The sequence below is a fragment of the Paenibacillus paludis genome (assembly GCF_042610515.1).
Taxonomy (GTDB): Bacteria; Bacillota; Bacilli; order Paenibacillales; family Paenibacillaceae; genus Paenibacillus_AQ.
The window spans coordinates 84,277-109,157 of record NZ_JBGJZP010000017.1; the positions used below are offsets into that span (position 1 = coordinate 84,277).

Annotated in this window: 19 protein-coding genes and 1 pseudogene; 14 read left to right on the forward strand and 6 right to left on the reverse strand. The window is 52.3% G+C overall.

Annotated features, from left to right (window positions below; all coding sequences use genetic code 11):
- Positions 1 to 124 precede the first annotated feature (124 nt).
- Together ACAN56_RS26120 and ACAN56_RS26125 are read left to right on the forward strand one after the other, a co-directional pair.
- Complete coding sequence (locus ACAN56_RS26120; protein WP_081965661.1) at positions 125 to 892, forward strand: ABC transporter ATP-binding protein; 768 nt, start codon at positions 125 to 127, stop codon at positions 890 to 892.
- Entirely contained in the window at positions 871 to 2,181 is a 1,311-nt protein-coding gene (locus tag ACAN56_RS26125) for an ABC transporter permease (RefSeq protein ID WP_156130800.1), read from the forward strand. The genes ACAN56_RS26120 and ACAN56_RS26125 overlap by 22 nt, the downstream gene beginning before the upstream one ends.
- Before the next feature lie 128 nt (positions 2,182 to 2,309).
- On the opposite strand, the gene ACAN56_RS26130 is transcribed toward ACAN56_RS26125, so the two are convergent.
- Entirely contained in the window at positions 2,310 to 3,572 is a 1,263-nt protein-coding gene (locus ACAN56_RS26130; protein ID WP_038585542.1) for a BaiN/RdsA family NAD(P)/FAD-dependent oxidoreductase, read from the reverse strand.
- Positions 3,573 to 3,970: 398 nt separating this feature from the next.
- On the opposite strand from ACAN56_RS26130, the gene ACAN56_RS26135 reads away from it, so the two are divergent.
- From ACAN56_RS26135 to nadE, 3 genes are all read left to right on the forward strand, one after another.
- Positions 3,971 to 5,479, forward strand: coding sequence for a two-component system sensor histidine kinase NtrB (locus ACAN56_RS26135; protein ID WP_379146476.1), 1,509 nt, complete (start codon positions 3,971 to 3,973; stop codon positions 5,477 to 5,479).
- A gap of 160 nt (positions 5,480 to 5,639) precedes the next feature.
- Positions 5,640 to 6,074, forward strand: a complete 435-nt coding sequence (locus ACAN56_RS26140) for a BrxA/BrxB family bacilliredoxin (protein ID WP_038585544.1) — start codon at positions 5,640 to 5,642, stop codon at positions 6,072 to 6,074.
- A 105-nt stretch (positions 6,075 to 6,179) separates the two neighbouring features.
- Positions 6,180 to 6,989 (forward strand): NAD(+) synthase, encoded by an 810-nt coding sequence (nadE, locus tag ACAN56_RS26145; protein WP_038585547.1) that lies wholly within the window; start codon positions 6,180 to 6,182, stop codon positions 6,987 to 6,989.
- A 115-nt stretch (positions 6,990 to 7,104) separates the two neighbouring features.
- Here nadE and ACAN56_RS26150 read toward each other — a convergent pair whose 3' ends face one another.
- Positions 7,105 to 7,923, reverse strand: a complete 819-nt coding sequence (locus tag ACAN56_RS26150) for an alpha/beta hydrolase family protein (RefSeq protein ID WP_379146478.1) — start codon at positions 7,921 to 7,923, stop codon at positions 7,105 to 7,107.
- A gap of 268 nt (positions 7,924 to 8,191) precedes the next feature.
- On the opposite strand from ACAN56_RS26150, the gene acpS reads away from it, so the two are divergent.
- Positions 8,192 to 8,584 carry a holo-ACP synthase gene (gene acpS, locus ACAN56_RS26155; RefSeq protein WP_076112806.1) on the forward strand — a complete coding sequence of 131 codons (393 nt, stop codon included), beginning with the start codon at positions 8,192 to 8,194 and terminating at the stop codon, positions 8,582 to 8,584.
- A 108-nt stretch (positions 8,585 to 8,692) separates the two neighbouring features.
- Positions 8,693 to 10,084 carry an A/G-specific adenine glycosylase gene (gene mutY / locus ACAN56_RS26160; RefSeq protein ID WP_379146537.1) on the forward strand — a complete coding sequence of 464 codons (1,392 nt, stop codon included), beginning with the start codon at positions 8,693 to 8,695 and terminating at the stop codon, positions 10,082 to 10,084.
- Between the two features lie 701 nt (positions 10,085 to 10,785).
- Here mutY and ACAN56_RS26165 read toward each other — a convergent pair.
- A complete protein-coding gene (locus ACAN56_RS26165) occupies positions 10,786 to 11,394 on the reverse strand; it encodes a superoxide dismutase (RefSeq protein WP_340895018.1) in 609 nt (202 codons plus the stop codon).
- 597 nt (positions 11,395 to 11,991) lie between these two features.
- Between ACAN56_RS26165 and ACAN56_RS26170 the strand changes: the two genes are divergently transcribed.
- The 5 genes and pseudogenes from ACAN56_RS26170 (at position 11,992) to folE (ending at position 15,995) form a co-directional block, all read left to right on the forward strand.
- The gene (locus tag ACAN56_RS26170; protein ID WP_038585559.1) at positions 11,992 to 12,411 is read left to right on the forward strand and encodes a GNAT family N-acetyltransferase; all 420 of its coding nucleotides are present in this window, start codon (positions 11,992 to 11,994) and stop codon (positions 12,409 to 12,411) included.
- 181 nt (positions 12,412 to 12,592) lie between these two features.
- The gene (lepB, locus tag ACAN56_RS26175; protein ID WP_379146481.1) at positions 12,593 to 13,210 is read left to right on the forward strand and encodes a signal peptidase I; all 618 of its coding nucleotides are present in this window, start codon (positions 12,593 to 12,595) and stop codon (positions 13,208 to 13,210) included.
- Between the two features lie 18 nt (positions 13,211 to 13,228).
- Positions 13,229 to 14,996 (forward strand): annotated as a pseudogene (gene queG, locus ACAN56_RS26180) (tRNA epoxyqueuosine(34) reductase QueG).
- Between the two features lie 103 nt (positions 14,997 to 15,099).
- Complete coding sequence (locus ACAN56_RS26185; protein WP_038585565.1) at positions 15,100 to 15,351, forward strand: YneF family protein; 252 nt, start codon at positions 15,100 to 15,102, stop codon at positions 15,349 to 15,351.
- Positions 15,352 to 15,401: 50 nt separating this feature from the next.
- Entirely contained in the window at positions 15,402 to 15,995 is a 594-nt protein-coding gene (gene folE, locus ACAN56_RS26190) for a GTP cyclohydrolase I FolE (RefSeq protein WP_038585568.1), read from the forward strand.
- 90 nt (positions 15,996 to 16,085) lie between these two features.
- Here the strand turns inward: folE and ACAN56_RS26195 are convergent, their stop codons facing one another.
- Complete coding sequence (locus ACAN56_RS26195) at positions 16,086 to 17,261, reverse strand: Fe-Mn family superoxide dismutase (protein WP_379146484.1); 1,176 nt, start codon at positions 17,259 to 17,261, stop codon at positions 16,086 to 16,088.
- A 207-nt stretch (positions 17,262 to 17,468) separates the two neighbouring features.
- A complete protein-coding gene (locus tag ACAN56_RS26200; RefSeq protein WP_379146487.1) occupies positions 17,469 to 18,509 on the reverse strand; it encodes an alpha/beta hydrolase in 1,041 nt (346 codons plus the stop codon).
- Between the two features lie 288 nt (positions 18,510 to 18,797).
- On the opposite strand from ACAN56_RS26200, the gene ACAN56_RS26205 reads away from it, so the two are divergent.
- Together ACAN56_RS26205 and ACAN56_RS26210 are read left to right on the forward strand one after the other, a co-directional pair.
- Positions 18,798 to 19,544, forward strand: a complete 747-nt coding sequence (locus tag ACAN56_RS26205) for an IclR family transcriptional regulator (protein ID WP_340895011.1) — start codon at positions 18,798 to 18,800, stop codon at positions 19,542 to 19,544.
- 163 nt (positions 19,545 to 19,707) lie between these two features.
- On the forward strand, positions 19,708 to 21,939 hold the full coding sequence (locus ACAN56_RS26210) for a response regulator transcription factor (RefSeq protein WP_379146489.1): 2,232 nt from the start codon (positions 19,708 to 19,710) through the stop codon (positions 21,937 to 21,939).
- A gap of 173 nt (positions 21,940 to 22,112) precedes the next feature.
- On the opposite strand, the gene acnA is transcribed toward ACAN56_RS26210, so the two are convergent.
- Positions 22,113 to 24,857 carry an aconitate hydratase AcnA gene (gene acnA / locus ACAN56_RS26215; protein WP_341119433.1) on the reverse strand — a complete coding sequence of 915 codons (2,745 nt, stop codon included), beginning with the start codon at positions 24,855 to 24,857 and terminating at the stop codon, positions 22,113 to 22,115.
- Between the last annotated feature and the right edge of the window lie 24 nt (positions 24,858 to 24,881).

A 24,881-nucleotide genomic window follows, 5' to 3' on the forward strand; every position in this document is an offset into this window, starting at 1 on the left:
CTCTTTCCGCACTTCGGGGAAGTAATGTTTGATGATTCTTCCCTTTTGTCCGTATAATGGATAAAAAAGAACGGTAATAGCAGCCGGGACACTTGTGAATTGACACTTAGGAGATGGAAGCCGTATGAAAGAGACAGAGTTTGAAGATGATTCTGCAGAGGGGTTCAAAGCTGAGGGCGAATGGGAAGAGGAAGATATTGTGCTCGATGTTTCCATTGAGGAAGCTGGTTACGAAGCGGGCGACAAACGGATTTCAGATGTTTCTTTCCAGGTGCGGCGCGGCCAGCTGCTGGGATTGATCGGACCAAACGGAGCAGGGAAAAGCACCACCATCAAGACGCTGCTCGGCTTGTTGAAATATGCCAAGGCTAAAGTGATTATCGGCGGAGAGAGTCAATCGTATGCATACGTGCCGGAACAGCCGGTATTTTACGAGGACCTGACACTGTGGGAGCATCTCGATTTGGCAGCTGCTGCCTATGGTTTGAGCTATGAAACCTTTGTGGCCACCGCCGAGAAGCTTCTGGTGCAGTTCGGTATGGGAAATGTGCGGGATGACCTGCCTGCAGGCTTCTCCAAAGGTATGAAGCAAAAGATGATGCTGATGCTTGGCTTCCTTGTCCAGCCCGATGTCTACATTGTGGACGAGCCGTTTATCGGGCTTGACCCCCGTGCCACGAAGGATTTCCTGCGTCTCCTGGAGGCCGAGCGGAAGCGCGGTGCGGGCGTTCTGATGTCCACGCATGTACTGGATACTGCGGAGAAAATCTGCGACAGCTTCGTGCTGATCTCCAGCGGGGAAGTAACAGCAACAGGCACTTTGGAGGAAATCCGCGACATTGCCGGATTGCCGGAGGGGTCGTTGTTTGATTGCTTCGACGAATTGACATGAGCAGTCAGGAACAGGCTGTTCTTAACCCTAAAACTTCCGGCAAAAAAGCCGGGTATGCTTTTCCTACGGCTCCGCAGCTGTTCCGGCGGCGCCTGATCTCCCATTGGCGTGAGCAATCGGCGATTATCCGTACGGCGGCCGACTGGACGGTCCTGCTCTACCTCGTTATTCCCGGCGGACTGCTGGGCGGACGGTTCTATTTCGGGTTCTGGAGCGGGGAAATGCCAACATGGACGACCGCGACCCCCTTTATGCTGCTTCCGCTGCTGCTGGCGGCTCTAATTGCTACCGGAGGTATGGTGCTGCTGCTCCAGGAAGGGGATTCGTTGTTTCTCAGGCAGCGGCAAAACTGGATCAGAAGCATTATGCTGCGGGGGCTTCTGTATAGTCTTACCGTAACTGCCCTCAAGATGGCTGCGGTATTTGCTATTCTGCTGCCCTTCATCGTCCGGGGGTACGGACTCAGCGGGGCAGCTGCCGCATCGCTTCTTGCAATGACCATAACCTGCAGCTGGTGCGTCAAACTGCTGGGACACCTTGTTAAAGTACAGCGCCAGGGCTTCCGCCGCTGGCTGTGGCTCATTCCGGCCGTGACTGTCCCCTGTGCCGCTTATGTCAGGGCTGCTATTTATTGGGACAGCCAGCCCTTGCTGCTGCTGGCAGCCGCTGCCGTATATGGTGCTGTGGTTGTATGGGCCATACGCTTCCGCTTGCGGCTGCACGCAACCTTTATGAGCGATGTGCGGGAAGACTACAAGCAGCGGATGAGAATTGCCGGTTTATTGCTGCGCGGCGTGCTTGATAAACCGCGCCCCACACGCTATAAACCATGGATTTTCCGCAAATCACAACCGCTCCTGGCTTCGAAGCAGCCGGAGAGCCGCTTCGCGGCGGCAGGCATTAAAGCACTTGTGCGCAATCCGGCACACCTGAAGCTCTATTTTGCGTTCATGGGCGTTTCCATGATAGCTATTTTTATCGTTCCAGGGGTTTTGAAATGGGGGTTGCTCATTATTCTGGCGTTATTAATGGCCTACTGGCTGACTTCTTTCTGGTTATTGTTTGCAGGGGACGACTATATCGGGATCCTGCCCTTTACCAAAGCTCAGAAAGCCGATGCCGGTTCCGCAGCAATACCGATTCTGCTAGTTCCTTTTACAGTGATCTGTTCTGGCGTGGTTTGCATTCCTTTGTATGGATGGTGGGGGCTGCTGCTGTTTATTCCACTCGGATATTTAATCGGGGTTTTCATTGCCAGAATGTTCAGCACGATGCGGTTTCAGAGATAGGGGCCGCAGACCCGCTAAATACAAAACAGCGTTACTTGCCGATTTACGCAAGTAACGCTGTTTTTAAATTAGAGGGGATGCTATTTGGGCGGGCTTTGTAGTCCTAGACGGTGGATTTCTCTCTGGTTCTAATGCTGTCCAGCTGCATGTTTGCCTGCTGTGTAACCTGTGGAGAAAGCAGCGGTAATATTGTAGCCGCCGGTATAGCCGTGAATATCCAGCACCTCACCGCAAAAATAAAGTCCCTGCATAAGTTTAGACTCCATCGTCTTGGGATCGATTTCCTTCAGATTGACACCTCCGCCGGTAACAAAAGCTTCAGCCAGAGACCGGGTGCCGTGAACATAGACCGGCATCCGTTTCAGAAGGGCGGCCAGCGCTTGCAAGGCGCTTTTGGGAAGATGATGGCCGGTGATGTCTCCGTCCACCCCGGCTTTGGCCAGCAGCAGCGGAATGAGGCGCTCCGGAATCAAACCTTTCAAGGAATTGCGGATGGCCTTCTTAGGCTCCAATTCCAGCTTGTTCTGCAGCTGGGACTCCACCTCCTGCGGGTGATGGTCGGGAAAAAGGTCGATGGACAGCTCAACTGTGTCCGTTCCGGATTTGCGCTGGACCTGGCGCAGGAACTGGCTGCACCGCAGCGCAATCGGGCCGGACAGCCCGAAGTGAGTGAAGATCATATCTCCCCGGTGGGAGATCACCCTCTTGCCTTTGGGATTCCAGACACTCAGCGTCACATCCCGCAGGGACAACCCCTGAAGTTCCCCTGACTTGATCCATTCCTCCCTAGAAACAATGGGCACTTCCGTCGGGAACAGCTCCGTAATTGTATGTCCGGCGGTGATCGCCCAAGGATAGCCATCCCCGGTGGAACCGGTCTGAGGTACAGATTTGCCTCCCGTGGCGATTACGACAGCGCCAGCGGCAACCCCCTTGCCTGATTTCAGGCGGATTCCTTCTACTTTACCGTCTCCGTACAGGACCTCCTGCACCGGGCTATCTGTCATAATCTGCACACCCAGGCTGCGAACTTTGCCGATTAGAGCGGAAACGACGCTGGAGGCCTTGTCCGACACGGGAAACATCCGCCCGTTGTCTTCCTCTTTCAGGGCGATGCCCAAATTTTCAAAGAAATCGACAATATCTCGATTATTAAAATGATCAAACGCGCTGTATAAAAAGCGGCCGTTGCCCGGGATATGGGCAATAAGCTCGGAGGTTTCCTTGACGTTGGTTACATTGCAGCGCCCGCCGCCCGAGATTCCCAGCTTCCGGCCCAGCTTAGCCCCTTTATCAATCAATAATACGGAGGCGCCGTGCTCCGCAGCGGCCACGCTGGCCATCAGTCCGGAGGGGCCGCCCCCAATGACGATTACATCATAGTTGCTCATGAATCTGCTCCTTTACATGCTTAAGGTATAGCGAATTTCAGCATTTTCGGTGTTCTACTAACGGCATCATACCATTCCGGCCGCGGTGTAGCCAGACCTGTGGAACCGGCATGTGATTATCGTTGTCAGAAAAGCCCGGCTGTGCTTTAATCTAAGGGGAAAGGGTAATTTGTCCAACTTGGGGAGTGATTGCAATTTTAGATGCGGTAAAGGATATTTTATTGCAAATCTTATCTGCCAGTTCCTTTATATTTCTATTTCAATGGTGGCTGGACCAAAGCCACATTATACGCAGAAATCGGCAATTTCCGGATGATCAGGCATTGCTGATTATTTGCTGTGCCATTAGCATTACCCTCTGCACCATTTTCTCAACAACATTATTCGGGGTTGTTTATTTGAACTTGGCTATATTGCCCGCTTATATCGGTATATTATATGGGAATTTCCGCTCCGGGATAAGTCTGGCTGCTTTTTTTATGCTCTGCACGGCACTGTTTTCGGTGCCACCGGGAATCGGCAATATGGTAGTTAATACTGGGGTTCTTATGTATCCGCTATTGCTTGGCTTTGTCCGGCCTTTTAAGAAGGGAAAGATTATTCAGAAGATAGGCATGCTATGGGCTATTCTGGCCCCCAGCATGCTCTTTATTGTGCTCATGCCCAAAATGAACGGCAAGAATATATATGAAACCCTTTCGGCAGACGCCTTTCTGGTAACTGTATATCTGTTTATTACCGTTATGCTCGGCGGATTATTTATATTTTGTATCGAAACCGCTTGGGATAGGCTTCAAATCAAGGAGCAGATGAAGGGAATCTCCGAGAAATTCAAGCTGGAATCAGAGAAGCTTCAGCAGATTACCGACGCAGTACAGCTGAATATTATGTCGATGGATGACAGCGGGTATGTGACAGAACTTAACGAATTTATGCTCAAGCTGATTCATCGCCATTATCCTGAACTGACAAGGGAGACTATAATGTCCCAGCCTGCAGGCCAGCTTTTCAGAAAATATATTGACGAGCAGACCTATTCCCGGCTGGAGAACATCGTCCGCAGCAAACAGCGCACCAATGCCAAAATTACATGTGCAACGAGTACATATCAAATTTATACGGAGCCTCTGCTGCGGGATTCCGGAATTCCTGGCGGCGTTGTGATGATCGTTCAGGATCTGACCGAGGAGGCGAAGCTCCGCAGCGAGCTTGATAATGTAGAGCGGCTAACGCTGGTTGGACAGATGGCTGCAGGCATTACGCATGAGATCCGCAATCCCATGGCAGTCGTTCGCGGATTTCTCCAGCTTATGAGAGAGAAGAGTCCGGGAGAGCTGGATTCATACTACCAGATCGTGATGGATGAGCTAGACCGGGCCAACGCTATCATCGATGACTTTCTGTCACTTGCACAGACCCGTGTATCTGATAAAGAAATGGTGCAGCTTCATCTTATAGTAGAAGAGCTGAGTCCTTTGATCTGGGCGGATGCCAATCTCCGGGGCCAGAGCATTGAACTCCGGCTAAACCCGTCATTGCCTCTGCTGATGCTGAATGTCAGGGAGATTAAGCAGCTTGTCCTTAATTTGGCACGCAACGGGATGGAGGCCATGGACCCGAAGGGGGTGTTGACCTTGGAGACACGTGTGAATGAGGATAGAGTTGAGCTGATGATTAAGGACACTGGAGGCGGAATTTCAACAAGCCAGATTGAGAATTTATTTGTCCCCTTCTTCACAACAAAAAATCATGGAACCGGGCTCGGGTTGTCGCTTTGTCTGAGTATTGCCGAGCGGCATAACGGAAAGATTGCGGTTGAATCGCAGGAGGGTGTGGGCACAGTGTTCACCGTATCCTTTCCTTTTGAGAAGGAAGAAAGTGCAGCAACGACTAGGCTGCTGAAGTGAACGTCCCTTGATAGAGGCACAAGTCACAGACGATGGGCTCCGCTGCAGCAGCAGGGCCCTCCCTTGCTTTCACAGAGTATGCATGTATAATAAAGTTAGTAAGTGCTGCTGTAATGCAGCCTGACCAAACACTTTACAAGGCAAAGGAGAGTGCAGAGGAATGTCCATGTCATTTAATCAATATATGAGAGATTCAATTCAGCCTATGCGCGATGACCTGACAAGTATCGGGTTCCAGGAGTTATTGACTCCAGAAGAGGTGGAAACCACTCTTCCAACCGCAAAGGGGACGTCGCTTGTTGTCGTCAATTCTGTATGCGGCTGTGCAGCCGGCCAATGCCGTCCTGGTGTAGCCCAAGCTTTGCAGAACGAAATTCTGCCGGATCATCTGTTCACCGTGTTCGCCGGACAGGAGAAGGAAGCCACTGCTAAAGCACGTGAATACTTCGCTCCATATCCGCCTTCTTCACCATCTATCGCTTTGATGAAGGATGGAGAGCTTGTTCATTTTATTGAGCGTCATGGGGTAGAAGACCGTTCAGCTGCCGAAATTGCTGCTGAATTGAAGGAAGTATTCAACCGTTTGTGCCAGTAATAGCGGTTAATTCATAGGATCTCGCAGTGGCCGGCAATCCGGCTGCTGCGGGATTTTTTCAAAATATAATTTATATGTTCAAAGTGATGAAACGGGGTGTGGTTTGTGAGCTTGCAAGAAGAGATTATTGCTGCCCTCGGCGTAAAGCCGGCCATTGATGAAGAGGCAGAGGTACGGAGGCGTGTCGATTTCCTGAAAGCATATGTACGGCAGGCAGGAGCAAAAGGGCTGCTCATAGCGATCAGCGGCGGGGTCGACAGTGCGGTGGCAACAGGCCTGTGCAAACGGGCAACCGATGAGCTGACCGCAGAAGAAGGCAAGGAGTACATCACCCTTGGCGTATTTCAGCCTTACGGTGTCCAGGAGGATATCGAGCACAGCTACGCGGTGGCTGAAGCTTTTGAACTGACACATAAGGTTGAGACCAATATTGAGGAAGCTGTTAACGAGATCGCACTTGAGGTTGAACATAGCCTGAAAGCGCTGGGCCAGCACCGTCACATTACACATCAGGGCAAAGGAAATGTGAAGGCGAGAACCCGCATGGTTATGCAGTACGCACTCTCCTTCGAGAATAATCTGCTGGTAGTGGGAACGGATCATGCTTCCGAGGCCATCACCGGCTTTTACACCAAATGGGGCGATGGCGCAGTCGATATTACACCGCTGAGCTCGCTGAACAAGCGCCAGGTACGCCAGCTTGCAGCTTATCTGGGAGTACCGGCGGATATCGTGACCAAAGCACCGACGGCCGGCCTCTGGCCCGGACAGACGGATGAAACTGAGCTGGGTATTACGTATGATGACAACAGCGACTATCTGGAGGGCAAACAGGTCAGCCCTGAGGTTGCCGGGAAACTGGAAGCTTATTACCGGAGAACGGCGCACAAGCGCAATGTAATACCGGGCATCTAGAAGGAGAAGTTTATACAAAAACCGCCGGAGATCTGAGTGCATACTCAGACTTTCCGGCGGTTTTGTGTGTAGTATTATATGATATGGCGGTCTTCCGTTGGCGGCGGGCCGGCGGTTATCCGGCCAGTACGCTGCGGATAAATTCGCGGGTAGCGTCGATCGCCTGTTCCAGCTGCGGAGTGGTCCCGGCAAAAGGATGGACACTGCCAAAGGTATGATTGCCCTCCGGAATTTGCACCCGCTCTATATCGGGCCGGAGGTTGACCAATTGCTCCGAGCCGCGGCGCAGCCGTTCGCTATCCTGGGTCCCTTGAATGAGGACAACGGGGAAAACGGCAGTTCTCATTCGCTCCAGAAGATTGTAGCGCCCGGCTTGCCGCTCCAGATCTTCAATAATGACGGCATCGAGCGGCATTTGCTGACCCGTGCGGCCATTGAGTACATGAGTCCGGCCGCTTTGTTTCATTTCGCGTTTTTGTTCATCTGTGAACAAATCCAGATCGGTGATTCCGTTCCAGGAGATGACTCCGGCAATCTCCTCGGGGTGGTCCAGTGCGTAAAGCAGACAATCGCCGCCGCCGCGGCTGTGACCCAGCAGGAATAAGGGCAGGCTGCCAAATTTATGATGCTGGCTGAGATAGGAGAGCAGAATCTCCATGTCTTTGATCTCGCGGTTATAGGTATTGCGGGCGAACTTCTCAAGCTCGGTGAAATTCTGCAGATCCTCACCGATTCCCGCATGGGAGAAATTGAAGGAGATCACTTCATGCTCCTGGCTGAGCGCGGCTGCGAGGTAAGGGAACATTCCCCAATCCTTAAAGCCCTTGTATCCGTGGGCAATAACAATCAAACTATTGGCTTTGCCTTGAGCTGGAAAATGTGAGCAGCGCAGGACGGCATCTTCTCCGGCAGGCAACTGAAAATTGCGGTTCATGGTCGATTCCCCTCTCTTTAGCTTTCAGAGATTATTATGTCTTCTTAATATAGAATTGAGATTCTGAGGTTAAGATTCATGATGAGGGAAGTAGCAGGATAGACTTCGGCGGTTTTTTCTTTTAAGATAGCAGAAAGAATCCGGGACAACCATAATCTATATGATTTACGGACAATGTATATGAAGATCATACCATTAACAAAGCTATTAAGGATAGCTATCAGATTGAAGCGGTTTATGACTGCACGTCCATAAGGAGCGTGGGATTTTGATATACGGGATCGGGCATGATGTGCTGGAAATCCAGCGGATTGAAGCATTAATGAATAAAGGATCTGGAGCGAAGTTTATCCGGCGTATCCTTACAGAGGCAGAGCTTGAGCTTCTGGAGCGGAGGGGCGGCAATGCTGCGGAGTTCATAGCCGGGCGGTTCGCGGCCAAGGAGGCGGTTGTGAAAGCGCTGGGCTGCGGCATCGGCCGGGAAGTTGGGTTTCAGGATATTCAGATCCTGCCGGATGCATATGGCAAACCGATAGTTACACTCTCGGAGGAGGCCTGGGAACGGCTCCGGCTGAAAGGACGGGAATACCTCATTCATCTTACCATTACCCACAGCCGTGAGCTGGCTTCGACTTTTGCGGTAATGGAACGGAGGGTTTGAGCGGCAAGGAAGGCTGGGAATTATAGTACGGGACTTGAATGAACTGACGGGCCGTGACTCCACTGATGCCAGTGTGAAGTGAATATAAAGAATCAAGGAGAATAAATGATGACAACGCATGAACAACAGGAGCAGGCGCAGCAAGACACTAAGTTGTTTTTTAGCCGTAATCTGCTGGAATGGTACCATGGGCAGAAACGTGATTTGCCTTGGCGGCGCCATCGCAATCCGTATTATATCTGGATCTCGGAAATTATGCTGCAGCAGACGAGAGTCGATACGGTAATTCCATATTTCAACCGCTTCATTGAGCGGTTTCCTACGGTGGAATCGCTTGCCGACGCACCGGAGGAGGATGTGCTGAAATGCTGGGAGGGTCTTGGTTACTATTCCCGTGCACGGAATCTTCAGCATGCCGCGCGGCAGGTGAAGGAACAATACGGCGGAATGGTTCCGAATGACCGCGATGCCGTATTCAGCCTTAAAGGAGTTGGCCCCTATACGGCAGGAGCTATTCTCAGCATTGCGTTCAACCGGCCTGAACCTGCGGTGGACGGAAATGTGATGCGGGTATTGTCCCGCTACTTTCTGATGGAGGATGACATCGCTAAGGGGCCGACGCGGGTGAAGATGGAGCGGCTGGCGGCGGAGCTGATCCCGGAGGGGGAGGCTTCGCATTTCAACCAGGCGCTAATGGAGCTCGGGGCGCTCGTCTGCACGCCGAAATCACCGCGCTGTCTGCCTTGCCCGGTGATGGAACACTGCGCCGCGCGCCTGGCGGGCTGCGAGACTTCGCTGCCCGTCAAGACCAAGGCCAAGCCGCCGCGCCCCGAGGAGCGGCTGGCGGCCCTTGTTACGGGCCGCGGCGAGCACGCGGGCCGGGTGCTGATCCGGCAGCGGCCATCCAGCGGGCTTTTGGCCCGCATGTGGGAGCTGCCGCACTGGCCGGCGCCGCCTGCGGAGGGCGGCGCTTCCGCTGCGCTGCTGCCTGAGGCGGCAGCGCTGGACCGGCTGCGCCGGTCACTGCGGCAGGCCGGGATCTTCGCCCGGCCTGAAGAGCACTGGATGGCTGCGGAACATACGTTCAGCCATATCGTGTGGACCCTGCAGGTGTACCACTGCAGGGAAGAGGACGCCCCGGCGCTGCCGCTGGCGGCGGAGGGACGGGCGGCATACGCGGCCGGGAATGCGGCTGCCGCCGTGCCCACGCAAGGCAGCGCTCCACCCGCAGATGGCACACAAGCTGGTGCTGCACTGGCCTCAGGCATGCCGGCAGCCGGTGTTGTGCGCGCCATGGACAGGCCAGATGCGTATGAAGTTGATCTCTTCTCCGCTGCGGACAGCCCGGTCGAGCAGTTCGCAGACGGCAGCGGAAATCCGGAGGATACCGGAGCCGTGCGGTGGATCAACCGCGAGGACATGGCGAACTACGCCTTTCCGAACGTTTTTTTGAAGCTGCTTAACCATTATTTTGATGAGCTGGAAGCACAGAAGCTGTAAGAGCGGAGAAGAGTGGCTTGATGAGGGGAATAGGACCGAATAGGCTGGCAGAACAGGCGGTACGAAATGGGGTTCTAGGGCGAACCGGAGCGAAGCGATTACCTGAGAGAGTGAGCGCGTGCAGGTAATGAAGCGGAACGGTTTATCAAGGCAATCTGAGCACAGGTAATGTCCAAAGTCTAGATTTCTAAACCGTATTGCAGCTGATCCAGCTCGCATCTCCCTCAGGTTCAGGTCGAGATGCAGTTCTGTTGCACTCTGTACAGCAGAATCTAGTGGAATAGGCGTTTTTGGCGATAAATCCAGAAATCTGTTGTACAAAATACAGCGGAATGTCATTTATTGCTGAGCAATGAGCATTCTACTGCAGAAAGTGCAATCACATAAAAATGCCTGATAGCAATCAGGCATGAGTGCTACGGATCAAGTTCAGTCTAGATAACAATTGGTTTGTACAAAAGCATTCGCTACTGTAGCGCTCCAAGCGTACGCTGCCGCATCACTCTGGGCCTATCAATGAAAAACGGCTGCGCTATGTCCTAACTGGACACGGCGCAGCCGTTTTCACATCTAGGGATAAGGTGGAAGCTGGACACCGCATCCTGCGTACAGCAACGGCCCCGTCCTTTAAAAAGGACGGGGCCGTTTAAGTTATAGATTAGAGTAGGCTGAGCAAGGCGCGGCGATATCGCCGCAGCTCCTTACTTCGCGCTTTCGTAACGTTTGCCGACTTCTTCCCAGTTAACTACATTCCAGAAGGCCTTGATGTAGTCAGGGCGTTTGTTTTGATAGTTCAGGTAGTAAGCATGCTCCCATACATCGAGGCCGAGGATAGGAGTAGCACCTTCACTGATTGGGTTGTCTTGGTTCGGTGTGCTTGTTACAGCAAGTTTGCCGTCCTTAACCACGAGCCAAGCCCAGCCGCTGCCGAAACGGGTAGTTGCTGCAGTAGCAAAATCTTCTTTGAATTTGTCGAATCCGCCCAGCTCGCTGTCAATCGCAGCTGCCAGTGCACCTGTAGGTGCGCCGCCGGCGTTTGGTCCGATGACTTCCCAGAACAGGGTATGGTTGGCGTGTCCACCACCGTTGTTGCGAACAGCAGTGCGGATGGCTTCAGGTACAGCGTTCAGGTCGGTGAGAAGCTCTTCGATGCTCTTGTTTTGAAGTTCAGGTGCTTTTTCCAGAGCGGCGTTCAGGTTCGTCACATAAGTATTATGGTGCCTGTCATGATGAATCTCCATCGTCAATGCGTCGATGTGCGGTTCAAGAGCGTTGTTCGGATAAGGAAGTGCCGGTAATTGAAATGCCATGGAAAAATCCCTCCTGAGTTTATTAGAATTGTATAGATAAAGAATTTTGGCAGTCTTGACGTCAAAACCCCTTATTTCCAATGCCTCTTATTGGTTATATCCGATAAGATACTTTTATTAAACCGTATCTGGAACAATAATGCAACATTAAACAAACATAAACGTTTAAAAAGTTGTGATTAAACAAACCTGACCGGAAGTGTAAATGCTGTGTTAAACTTATAGAATTCCGTGGAGACTTTGCTTTTATACCTTTGAATTTACCTTTATAAAGAAAATATGTAAACATGTTTCATGAAAACGCTTCATATCAAGCGCTTTCAAAAGAAAAATGGTGATATCGCGAGAAAAGTGTGCTTTAATAGAGTCAAAAGCAGGTATTCCTCGGTTTTTGGAGATTAGAGAAGTTACCGACCATTTTACATTAGGTTAATACTTCTTTGATCGCAAGAAAAGCTGCTTGAAATGATGGATTCGACAACATCCTCGAAATTCATCCATTTTTGCTTTTCTGATGCCTTTTTTCCTCTTTATACTGTTACGGGAACTCCTTCTTTTTGTTAAACTCTAAGCCATAGAAAAGGGAGATTTTAAAGAATGCACGTTCGTTCCTTTCAATTAAGCGACGTTACCCCTGTGACTGAACTGCTGCAGAGCGCATTATCGGAAGAATGTTTTGAAAGCACGATCGAGCCCTTCTCCAGACAGCTTTCTTGGGATTCAGATCTCATTGTAGTTGCTGAGGATGAAGAAGAAATTGTTGGTGCGCTGATAGGTACAATCGAGAAGAACCACGGCTGTTATTTCCGAATTGCCGTCCATCCCGACTACCGCCGCAGAGGAATCGGCAAAAGTCTTGTAACGGCGATGGAACACAGATTTCAGGCGCGCAAGGTCAGCGGTATTTTCGTAGCCGTTGATGAGCACAATTCCTTCGCATTGCCGCTGTATGAAGCTATGGGATATGATGAGAATCAAATCTTCAAATCAGTACGGAAGCTCAGCATCGTTGGATAATGTCTTTTATCATGGGCGCTGCGTAAGCGGAAACATTTACTAAATAGAGAACTATAGCGACTTGCATAGTCTGATCCATTATACTAAAGCATATCTCCCCGAAGTCCATTGCAAATGGCCGGGAGATATGCTTTTCTATTGTTATAGACTTGATCTACCAATCTGGGCAAGAAGGTGGCATATGGACCGGGAGCTTGAAGGGGAATTTATGCGAAGCCGCAAGCAAAGATACAGATCTGTCACACATCACGGTTCCAAACTGCAGCCGGGAAACAGATGGATTCTAGAACTGCGGGATTGGGTAATCACCGCGGCAATTGTATTTGGGTTCATGTCGCTTTTGAATTTATTTATTTTCAATATTTCTACTGTGGTCGGCCAGTCCATGCAGCCTACGCTGGTTGAGGGGGAGAAGCTGATCATTAACAAGATCACTTTGAGCTTTGCGAACCCGTCGCGGGGAGATGTTATTGTGCTGCATGATCCCAGCACCGGCCCGGACCGCAAGGAATATCTGGTGAAACGCGTCATTGGGATACCCGGTGATTTCATAGAGGTGCAGGGACATAAACTGTATGTTAACGGAAAAATGGCCGATGAGCCTTATATTGATACGGAAATTCAGGATCCTGATTTTTCGGGGCTGACTGTCGAAAAGGGAAGCTATTTTGTGATGGGCGATAACCGGCATGCCGGAGCCAGTAAGGACAGCCGTTACTTTGGCACTGTCCCGCAGAAGAGTATTGTTGGCAAGGCAGTTTATATCTGGTGGCCGCTCTCCAAACTGAATTCATTATAAGAGAAGGTGAAGGCGGAAATGAACATTAAAACTCAGTCATCCTATGCTCCTCCGCCTTCCATATGGGAAGATCTCAAAGCGGAGATCAAGGCTGCCGCTCCGGCGCTGGGCATAGATGATATCGGGTTTGCGACGGCGGAGCCGTTTCTATATTTAAAAAATATCCTGCAGGATCACCGGGACAAGGGGTATGAATCCGGTTTTGAAGAGCCTGATTTGGACAAGCGGACTATTCCGGCACTTCCGTCCGGTGAGACTCCGCTATCCATTCTGGCCATTGCGGTGGCCTATCCTTCCAAGATGGAGAATCCGCCCAAATCTGAGCCGGGTGCGCGCCGGGGGATTCTGGCCCGGGCTTCCTGGGGCCAGGATTACCATCATGTGCTGCGTGAAGCGCTGGGGAAGCTGGAGGCTTTTATCCGCGAGCGTGTGCCGGATGCCGTGCTGGAGAGTATGGTGGATACTGGCGTGCTGGTAGACAGAGCTGTAGCGGAGCGGGCAGGAATCGGCTTCAGTGCCAAGAACTGTGCGATCATCTCTCCCAAGTGGGGGTCATGGATCTATCTTGGAGAAATGGTGACGAATATTCCGTTTCCCCCGGATGCACCCGTGGAGGAAGGCTGCGGCGAGTGTACGAAATGTATTGACGCTTGTCCTACCGGGGCACTCGTTGGCCCGGGTCAGCTTAACGCCCAGGCCTGTATTTCCTATTTAACGCAGACCAAAGGGTTCTTAAGCGATGAGTATATGACCAAGATCGGCAACCGGCTGTATGGCTGCGATACCTGCCAGATTGTCTGCCCGAAAAATCGCGGGAAGAACTGGAACCACCGTCCGGAGCTGCTGCCTGATCCGGAGATCGTCAAGCCGCTTTTGCTGCCGATTCTTGAGCTCAGCAATCGTGAGTTCAAAGAGAAATTCGGCAGCAGTTCGGCGGCCTGGCGCGGCAAAAAGCCGATCCAGCGCAATGCGATTATCGCGCTTGGCAATTTCAAAGAGGCTGGCGCTGTACCGAAGCTGACCGAAATTGTACTACGGGAGTCACGCCCGGAAATGCGCGGGACTGCGGCCTGGGCGCTTGGGCGCATTGGCGGCGGAGAGGCGCTGGCGGCTGTTGAAAAGGCACTGTTGGCTGAAGAGGACAACCAGGTCCGGGAGATGCTTGAACGGGCGCTGGACAAGCTGTTGAAGCGGGAGGAGACGGAGAGCAATGAGCAAGCAGGCGGGGGGCAGTCTGGGAACTGAAACTGCTGTGTATTACAGTGAAATGGAATCGCCGATTGGCCCGCTGACCTTATGTGCAACAGAGGCGGGATTATGTCTTATAGAATTCGGGACATTTACCGGGAGCCGGGACAACCTGGAGAAATGGCTCAAGGTACAGATTGGAACTGTGATATTAATCGAAGATGAGTCCCGGCTGAAGCAGGCTAAAGCACAGCTTGAGGCATATTTTGCCGGTGGACTGCAGGACTTCACGCTGCCTCTGGATATGCGTGGCACGGCTTTCCAGCTTCAGGTATGGGAGGCGCTGCGCGGCATTCCCTACGGAGAGTCCGCTTCCTATAAGGATATTGCTGTGCGGATCGGCAATCCGCAGGCTGTGCGCGCTGTAGGCGGAGCTAATAACCGCAATCCTGTTCCGGTAATTGTGCCGTGCCACCGGGTAATCGGTGCGGGAGGAACGCTGGTCGGCTACGCCGGTGGCCTTGCGATTAAGACCCGGCTGCTGCAGCTCGAAGCAGAGCACGCCCTCCCGGATGACACCGGAACCTACCTCTTCTGACTCATGGGATTTACCAATTGCTGTCCAGTTCTTGAAATGCTATGATAGATTCGCATGCCCGCAGCGGGCGCTGCAGACAATTGAGTACAAAGGTGGATTCCAGATGAATATTGTATGGCCTATTATTACGCTTGTTGTTGGTCTGATCGGCGGATTCTTTATCGGTGTATATTATCTACGCAGACAAATGACAACGATGCAAAATGATCCGGAAATGCTGCAGAAGGTTGCGAAGCAAATGGGTTACAACCTGAACGGCAAGCAAATGCAGCGTGCGCAGCAAATGATGAAGAACAATAATCAGCCTGGACGTGCTCCTGTTGCAAACAAAGGGCAGCGGCGCAAGGGCAAGTAACACGGCCCGGATAGATGAAGGTATACGCGGGTGCGGAAGGGGGAGGTTTCATGGGGGGCATCAAGGAATACGTAAACGGCAAGGTCTCGGTGAACCGCGAGCAGATCGAGTACCATGTTGAGAAGATATTGGAGTTAATCGGAGAGGACACCGGCCGCGAAGGGCTGTTGGAAACACCGGCACGGGTCACGCGGATGTACGAGGAGATATTTGGCGGTTATTCAATAGATCCCCGAGAGGCGCTAGGTGTAACTTTTGATGAATCTCACGAAGAGCTTGTCATTGTAAAGGATATCGTCTATTACAGCCAATGCGAGCATCACATGGCTCCTTTCTTCGGCAAAGTGCATATCGGCTACGTCCCAAGCGGGCGTATTGCCGGACTAAGCAAACTGGCCCGTCTCGTTGAAGCGGTTAGCCGGCGTCTGCAGGTGCAAGAGCGGATCACGACTCAAATTGCCGACATCATGACCGAGGTGCTGAATCCTCATGGGGTCATGGTCGTCGTAGAAGGCGAGCATCTGTGCATGTGTGCCCGTGGGGTGAAGAAGCCCGGCAGCAAGACGGTGACCATGGCGACGAGAGGAAGCTTCCGTGAGGATGCTGCCGCACGCGCGGAGTTTTTGGCTTTGATCAAGGAATAGGATGATAGGGGAGATTCTCCCGGATTTGTACACATACAGAGCCCTGCTTTCACTTTAGATGAGAGCAGGGCTCTGTTTATTTCGAAGATCTCAAAAGGGCTGCCAGACCAGCTTGCGGGCGGCGGCATAACGCTGTGAGACATAAGGCCAATTGACGACCTTCCACCAGTCTTGAATATAGGCGGCGCGGTTGTTCTGATGCTTGAGGTAATAGGCATGCTCCCACACATCCAGGGCGAGCAGCGGCACAACATCCCATTGCGACAAATTCTGGTGTTTCTCAGCAGTGAGGATTTCCAGTCTGCGGCTGCGCGGACTCCAGACAAGAATAGCCCAGCCACCGCCTTCAACCTTATTCGCTGCTTCGGTGAATTGCGCTTTAAAGGCATCATAGCTGCCGAAGCTGCGTTCAATGGCATCCAGCAAGGCGCCGGTCGGACGCCCGCCGCCTTGTGGAGACATTACGTTCCAGAAGATGGTGTGAAGATAATGCCCGGCACCATTAAAAGCAAGCTCTCGTTCCCAATGTTTGACGAGATCGAAATCGTTGGTTTTTCGGGCTTCCGCCAGCTTGATTTCTGCTTTGTTCAGTCCGTCTACGTAGCTTTGGTGATGTTTGTCGTGATGGATGGTCATGGTCTTCTCGTCGATATACGGTTCAAGCGCATTATAAGCATAAGGGAGCGGAGGCAGCTTATGCCCGCCTATAGGCACAGAACCGGGTTCACGGGTTTGGGCTGCCGGGGTTGCCGGCCCAAACCCGTTGCCGCTGCCCTCTGCAGAAGCTACAGACGCAAACTCCGCTGGGTCGGCTGCGCTTTCCCGCATTAGAACGGATACCTGCCCGGGCGTGCTCAGTCCCCCCAGAACAGCAAGGAAATACTCGGACTCGCGAATAATATGCAGCAGTACAATAGCAGCCAGCGGCTGGGCTTTCACCGCCTTGCTGCTTTCGCACAGTGCATATAGCTGGCGGATGAACTCACGCGACTGGGAACAGACCGTCTGCAGCAGCAGCTCTGTTTCAGCAGCAAGTTCACGCTGTCCGGCAAATGCCGGAGTGAGCGAAGTTTCCAGCAGCCGCCGCGCGGCTTGCTCTGTGGCACCAAAGACGACAGCCCATTCATCGAGCAGTTTGACATAAGGCTCTTCCAAGTGAGGCACAATTGCTTTGATGACTTCGGTATGCTCTTTCTCCTGGGTCTTCCAAAATACAGTTTCTTCGAGTATTCGTGCTGGCAGCAGCGGTCCATATACATATAACATTACATGCAGTCCTCCCGTCCGATATCTTAAACGGTTCATTATATGAGCGGAAGCAGTGTCTTATGTGGCCTTGTCTGGAGAGAATAATATATAAGGGCTTTGCTAAGGCGGTAGCAGCTAAACAACAAAAATAGCGTGCAGAGTTGTATTTTATGAATACATTCTGCACGCTTTTTATTTTTGATAAAAGATGATGCCTTAGTGAGGTTATTTGCCGGCAATGGAAGTCTGCTCATTCTCCTGGCTCTTGGCCAAATGCACATTGCCCAGAAAAGCGGAAACACGGCGCAAATATTCGCGGGGATGCTCGCGGAACAGCAGCTCATGGTGGCTGTCCTCGACGATCCATGAATCCGAGTACGGGTTGCTCTGGTTGGCCGCAAGCTCTTCGGCAATCGGGTATGGCGCCTTATCATCCTTCGTGCCGTGCATGAACAGAACGGGGAAAGGATAGTCTTCAGCCTTTACCTTGGAATAAGGAATTTGATTTAGCCCTGTGCCGTTCAGTACCGGAAAGAGCAGCTCCATAATTTCCAGGGAAGGCTGGCGGGGAAGATCAATATTTTGCTTGATATTATGGTAAAGTGTATCCGGCTCCAACAAAAAGGTGCTGTCCAGAATCATCGCATCGACGTCCTCGGTAACTAGCCCCGCCTGAAGCGCTGTGCCGGCACCCATGGAGAAGCCCCAAACGACGATCTCTCCGGCTCCCCGGTCCTTGGCGAACTGTATGGCGCCTAAGAGCTGCTGGGATTCTTTTTTGCCGCCGGTAGCGATATCCTTGTTGGTCTGGGAAGCGAAGCCATAGTCGAACATAACGACGTTGAAATTCAGGCTATGGGCATAATGGGCCAGATCATACATCGGTACCCAGGATTCCTCGCGGTTGGCGCCGTAGCCATGACTGAAGACAATGGTTTTGGTAGAGTCCTTGGACGGGATATACCAGCCCTGCATCGTCCGGCTTCCGTCATGCGCCTGAAAGGTCACATCTTCATAGTCCAGCCCCTTGGCCAGTGAAGGGTTGGAGTACAGGGGAGCCACTGTCGGATTAGACAGCACCCAGGCAATATAGCCATGCAGGGCAATGAAGCAGAACACAAAGAAGAAAAATACGGACAGCAGCAATGCGACTACAATATGTTTAACGCGAATCACCCCCAGTGAAAGGTTGGGGGCGATGTCTGACTTATCCTCCTTGGTCTTGCGTGAGACCGGTCTGCCGGTACGGTGGGTTGCCAGATCCATAAGATCCACTCCTAAAATCGCAAAGTCAAAATCAAACTGAACTGTTTCATGTTATGAACTATTTCCATTTGTATCGGCATAATTAATTCATATGTTTAATCGTATGGGGACGCCCTCATAAAGTCAATGAATTCGCCGTTTTTGTAATCTAACTGTAAAGTGCGGCCCAGCCTTTTCCTGTCAGTTAATATACTGGACTTTCCTTGGGCTTTTGCTCTAAGATAGAATTAACTATGTACAATTATGTAACCGGGTTTCATTTAATGAAACAGGTAAGGGGAGATTGCTGTGGAGGATCGTAAACTGACTGTACGCGCTGTAGAGCGGGCGCTGGATATATTGCTGTGTTTTACGAAGGAGAATGATGATCTAAGCTTGACTGAGATTGCTGCCAAAATCGGCCTCCATAAGAGTACTGTGCACCGGCTGCTCACTACCCTGGAGGAGAAGGGCTTTCTGATGCGCAATGAAAGTACCGAGAAATACCGGCTTGGTATGCGGATTTGGGAGCTGTCGACCCATCTGCCAACGCTGGATGAGCCGGCGGCACTGCTGCTTCCGGCGATGGAGCGGCTGCGCGACCGGCTGGGAGAGACGGTCAGCCTCTATCTGCGCGACGGTCTGGAACGTGTGCGCATTCAGGCTGTGCAGAGCCGGCAGGCAATCCGCCGGGTGGCACAGATTGGTGCCCGGCTGCCCTTATCTGTTGGCGCTTCCAGCAAGGTGCTGGCCGCCTATGCGCCGCATGAGGTGCAGATCCGGCTGCTGGCAGATCCGGCTTGGCCGGAAACTGTAGATAGAAGCCTATACTTGGAGCAGCTTAAGGAAATTACCCGCCGGGGCTATGCGACCAGCTTCGAGGAGCGGGAACCAGGGGCTGCTGCAGTGGCTGTTCCTATTGTCGGCCGCAATGGCAGCGTAGTGGCAGCCCTTTCCCTGTCCGGCCCTGTCAGCCGCTTGTCCCGGGAAACTCTCGAGGAATATGCTGTGATTCTTTCGGAGAATGCAGCCGAAATGGGATTGATGATGGGGTAATCGGGAAAGTCTGGTTATGCAGTCGAATTATGGGGGTAAATTAAAGAGAAAGCTGCCAGAAGCAGTAATATTCAATTTGTAACTATAGGGAAAATGAACTATGATAAAAAATTATAGGTTTCAGATTTTATAAGTAATTATACTTTTTATTCCGGGGGGATGGGTGATTCCATTGAGCGCTGCAGTACCCGATTCATTAATGGAAGAGATTCAACAACTTCAAGACACATTCGGTGCTGTTACGAGTCAGGCTCTTGTGCTAACGGATCAGGAAGGAAACTTGATAACCCGTCCAACCATTGCAGGAAGGTTTTATAAGGAGATTATTGACTCCTTGCAGCACGTACACCGTCCCTTTGAGCAGACACTGCGCCGCTTGGGGGCCTTGTCACATCCTGCCGTCTTGGACCGGTGGATTCCCGGATTGAAATATATCATTACCCCGCTGGTTCCGGAGTACGGAGAGATTTATTATCTCTGGTCAGGCCTCTATATGGAGGAAGGTGCGAAGGAACTGGTATTGCAAGCCTTCGAGTCCAAGATGAAAAATCATCCGGAATATGATCAGCTAAGTGCTGAGCTAGCTGCCTTACCCGAGAGCAGTAGTGAACGTGTATTCGAGATCAGGGACAAGATAGCCGTTCTTGGCAGTATCCTGTGCAAATTAATAGGAGGCTCTGCCCTTAAGCCGGTGACGGAAAGAAACACTATGATGATTTCGCGGCTACTGACTCATCTGGAGGAGGATTTCCTGAAGATTGAAGAGGTGCTCCAGCAACTGGCAGGAACTTTTTCAGCCGCTGATTTGTATGCCTTTGCCAAGGAGAACGATGAAGGGCAATTCAAGGTGAATTATGCTGCGGGAAAAGAGGCACATCTTTTGCTGAATGCTGTATTTCCGCAAGGGGACGGTTTTTTTGGACAAGCGGTCCTTGGCAAAGATCCGAGACATTGGAAAGACATTGCCAAAGATCCAAGATCCCTTTACTTCACCCGGCGGGGAATGACGCTGCCGGAATGCCTGTCTTGTTATCCGGTTTTGATCAACAACGGCAAAAGGGCGCTTTTGCTGGCAATCAGCTTTGGAAGAAATGAACAGGTTCAGGGCTACGACCGGCAGGAGCAAATCGTTGCCTCTTTGCTGGGAATATCCGACTGGGGAGAAATGCTGCTGCACAGGGGAAAACTGCTTGAAGAAGGAACGTTCCTTCTTAAGGAAGCGGCTAGACTGCTGCCGCAAGCGTTGTCGAGGAAAGATCTGGGTATGCAACTGCTGGATGTTGTCATGGCCATGCCTTTCTATCCCTCATCCACGTTGGTTTACTTTCAGGAAATCGAGAGTTCGAACATTACGTATTTTTCCAGAGGCTGGGCCTCAGATGAGGATGCATTGTATGTCAAAGGGCTGGAGTCCCGCTACTCCCAGCAATCCTTTCTCTCGTCTGCTGTCATCTTTGAGATGGCAGGAGGTTCGGTTCTGCTCGAATGTCCGCTGCTATCCGGGAACGAGTTCAAAGGACTGTTGTCTGTCGGATTCAGGGGGCGAAGTGAAGCGGAGCAATGGCAGACCTTCATCGAATCGGTAGCCTGTCTGGCCACTGTTGCCATTCGTCTTCTGGAGAAGGAAGAAAGGTATATCGGGCAGGCTGAGGCCTTTATGACCGAACTGCGCCGTTACCTCCAGAATGCAAACACTGAACTGAGCAGTCTATCGCTGGACGCTTCCGATATGGCGGTAGATTTTGCCCGTTACATAGGCCTGACTGAAGAGGAAGCTGAAAGGGTGGGAAAGACGGCTCTGCTGTCTCCTTTCCATATTGAAGCGTTAATGGATTTTGGATATTACCCGGATGAAATCTCGCTGCTGCAGCAGGTGGACGAGTTGGCCTCTCAATTCTTTACTGTGGAAAAGCCTCCCCTGCCTCTATCCGGCCAGGTGCTTGCACTGACACTGCAGCATACAGGAAGAGGTGCAGATCAGAAACATCTGGGCAGCCCTCCGCACAAATGGATTGATCCATCCAGATACAGCAAGGACTACAATATTGCTTCCTGGATTGAGGATGAACGGATATCCTCGTTCCAGTCGTTTCTGCTGAGCCGGGAGGATTCGCGGCCTAAGAAGAGAATCGTATCGGCAGCGAGGCTGCTGGATAGCCCGGCATTGACTACACTCAAGGAAGAATGGGGGGTCTCACCCCGGGAAGAAGAAGTACTTGAGCTAATTGTCCACGGGAAGACGAATAAGGAAATTGCCAACACGCTGTTTATCAGCGAGCATACCGTCAAAAACCACCTGAGCCGCATCTTTAACAAGATGAACGTAACCGACCGCTCGCAAATTATTGCACTTATCTATAAGGTAATCCTCGATGCCGAACGCATCGAGATTTAGGCCTGATCCGAAGCTGCAGATACCGCTTGGATTGGAGGAAGCTTCACCACAGGGTAAGCTGAATAGCCCCCGACAATCTCCCTTACGGGATTGTCGGGGGCTATTCAGTCTGTTCAGCACCGTCAGGATGGAACACAAGCACAGTGGGTTCCATCCATCCTGACCAGCTGTAGTTATTCTACAGGCAGCGCAGTTTCCGAAGCGGCAGCATCAGCCAGCATCTGGCGGAGTACCGTCTGCAGAATGCCGCCATTGCGGTAGTAGTCGATGTCAACGGTGCTGTCTAACCGGGCAATGACCGGGAATTCAAACTGTGTGCCGTCCTCGCGGGTGGCGGTGACGGTCAGTTCCTGGCCTGGCAGCACGTAGTTGTCGAGTCCGGTGATATTGAAGGTCTCGCGTCCGGTCAGGCCCATGCTGCTCCAGCCGTGGCCTTCCTGGAATTGCAGTGGCAGAACGCCCATGCCGACCAGATTGCTGCGGTGAATCCGCTCGAAGCTCTCGGCGATGACCGCCTTGACCCCAAGCAGCAGCGTACCTTTGGCGGCCCAGTCGCGTGAGCTGCCTGTGCCGTATTCCTTGCCCGCGATAACGATCAGGTTCTGTCCAGCCGACTGGTACAGCATGGACGCATCATAGATCGACATCACTTCTTCGCTCGGCAGGAAGGTGGTTACCCCGCCTTCCGTACCCGGTGCAACCGCGTTGCGGATCCGGATGTTGGCGAACGTGCCGCGCATCATCACCTCATGGTTCCCGCGGCGTGAGCCGTAGGAGTTGAAGTCGGCGCGTTCCACGCCATGGCTGCGCAGATATTCTCCGGCAGGACCGGAGGTGGAGATATTGCCCGCCGGCGAAATATGGTCGGTAGTGACGGAGTCGGCAAGCAGTGCTAATACCCGCGCGTTGCTGATGTCCTTGATATCTCCGACACCATCCGCCAGATGCTCAAAGAACGGCGGGTTCTGGATGTATGTGGAGTTGTCATCCCATTCATACAGCTCGCCTTCCGGCACAGGAATCGAATTCCAACGTTCGTTGGCAGTAAATACATTCTCGTATTTACGCCGGAACATCTCGGGACTCAGGGAGAGGCTGATTGCTTCACGAATCTCTGCAGAAGTCGGCCAGATGTCTGCAAGGAATACAGGCTCACCCTGCGGATCATAACCCAGCGGCTCAGTCTTCAGATCAATGTTCACAGTGCCGGCCAGGGCATAGGCTACAACGAGCGGCGGGGAGGCCAGGTAGTTTGCTTTAACCTGGGCATGCACACGGCCTTCGAAGTTCCGGTTGCCGGATATTACTGCAGCTACTGTCATATCATGTTCTGAAATGGCCTGGCTGACTTCATCCGGCAGCGGGCCGGAGTTGCCGATACAGGTAGCGCAGCCGTAGCCGGCCAGATAGAAGCCCAGAGCCTCAAGCGGCTTCAGAAGATCGGCTTTTTCCAGGTATTCCGTAACCACAAGCGATCCCGGAGTGAGACTGCTCTTCACATAGCCTGGCTTAGTCAGACCGCGTTCCACGGCTTTTTTGGCCAGCAGCCCGGCTCCAAGCATAACGCTCGGGTTGGAGGTGTTCGTACAGCTGGTGATCGCTGCGATTACGACGGCACCGGCGCTGAGCTTGCTGGTGCTGCCATTCTTGTGCTGTACTTCCACGACTTCGGCAATCTTCTCATCACTGAGGCCGTAGCCTCCCTTGTCAACAGGGGTACGGATGATGCCCTCGAAGTTCTCTTTCATATGTGTCAGCTCGACACGGTCCTGCGGACGTTTCGGTCCGGCAAGGCTCGTAACAACAGAGGCAAGATCAAGCTCGATGACGTCGCTGAACTGCGGGTCCGGTGTATCCGCGGTGCGGAACATGCCTTGAGCTTTGTAATAGTCACCGACCAGCTCGACCAGTTCATCCGGACGTCCGGTGCTGCGCAGGTAGGCCAGCGTTTCTTCATCAACCGGGAAGAACCCGATGGTCGCTCCGTATTCGGGAGCCATGTTGGCTACGGTCGCACGGTCAGCAAGGCTGATGTTGGCAAGGCCCGGTCCGTAGAACTCTACGAATTTGCCGACAACGCCTTTCTTGCGCAGCATTTGCGTTACTGTCAAGGCCAGGTCGGTTGCCGTAGCACCTTCCATCAGGCTGCCTGTAAGCTTAAAGCCAACTACATCCGGTGTAACAAAATACAGCGGCTGCCCAAGCATGCCTGCTTCGGCTTCAATACCGCCTACACCCCAGCCGACGACTCCGAGGCCGTTGATCATAGTGGTATGGGAGTCTGTGCCGACCAGGGAATCGGGATAGACTACAGTTTCACCGTCAACGGACTTGGTAGTGGCCACGGACGCCAAATACTCCAGGTTGACCTGATGCACAATTCCTGTTGCCGGCGGAACAGCGCGGAAGTTGTTGAAGGCGGTCTGCGCCCAGCGCAGGAAGCGGTAGCGTTCTTCATTGCGTTCAAATTCTACATTCATGTTGTATTCGAGCGCATCGGCGGTGCCAAAGGCATCGACCATAACAGAGTGGTCAATGACAAGGTCAACCGGAACGAGCGGATTGATCTTCTTGGGATCGCCTCCCGCTTTCTTGACGGTATCGCGCATTGCAGCGAGATCGACTACCACGGGCACACCGGTGAAATCCTGCAGGACGATCCGCGCAGGAATAAAAGGAATCTCTTTATTGCGGTCTATGCCACCTGACCAGCCGGCCAGCTGTTTTACATGCTCTTCCGTGATCGCCCGTCCGTCATACTGGCGGACAGCCGCCTCAAGCAGTACTTTGATGGAAAATGGCAGGGATGAAATGCTGCCTGCGCCTTGTTCTTCAAGGGAATTAAGATGATAGTAGCGGTAGGTTTTGCCGCCTGACTCCAGGTTCTTAGCCAGGGAAAAATGGTCCTTGCTTGGCATATATGCGCCTCCTCGTTTCATCTG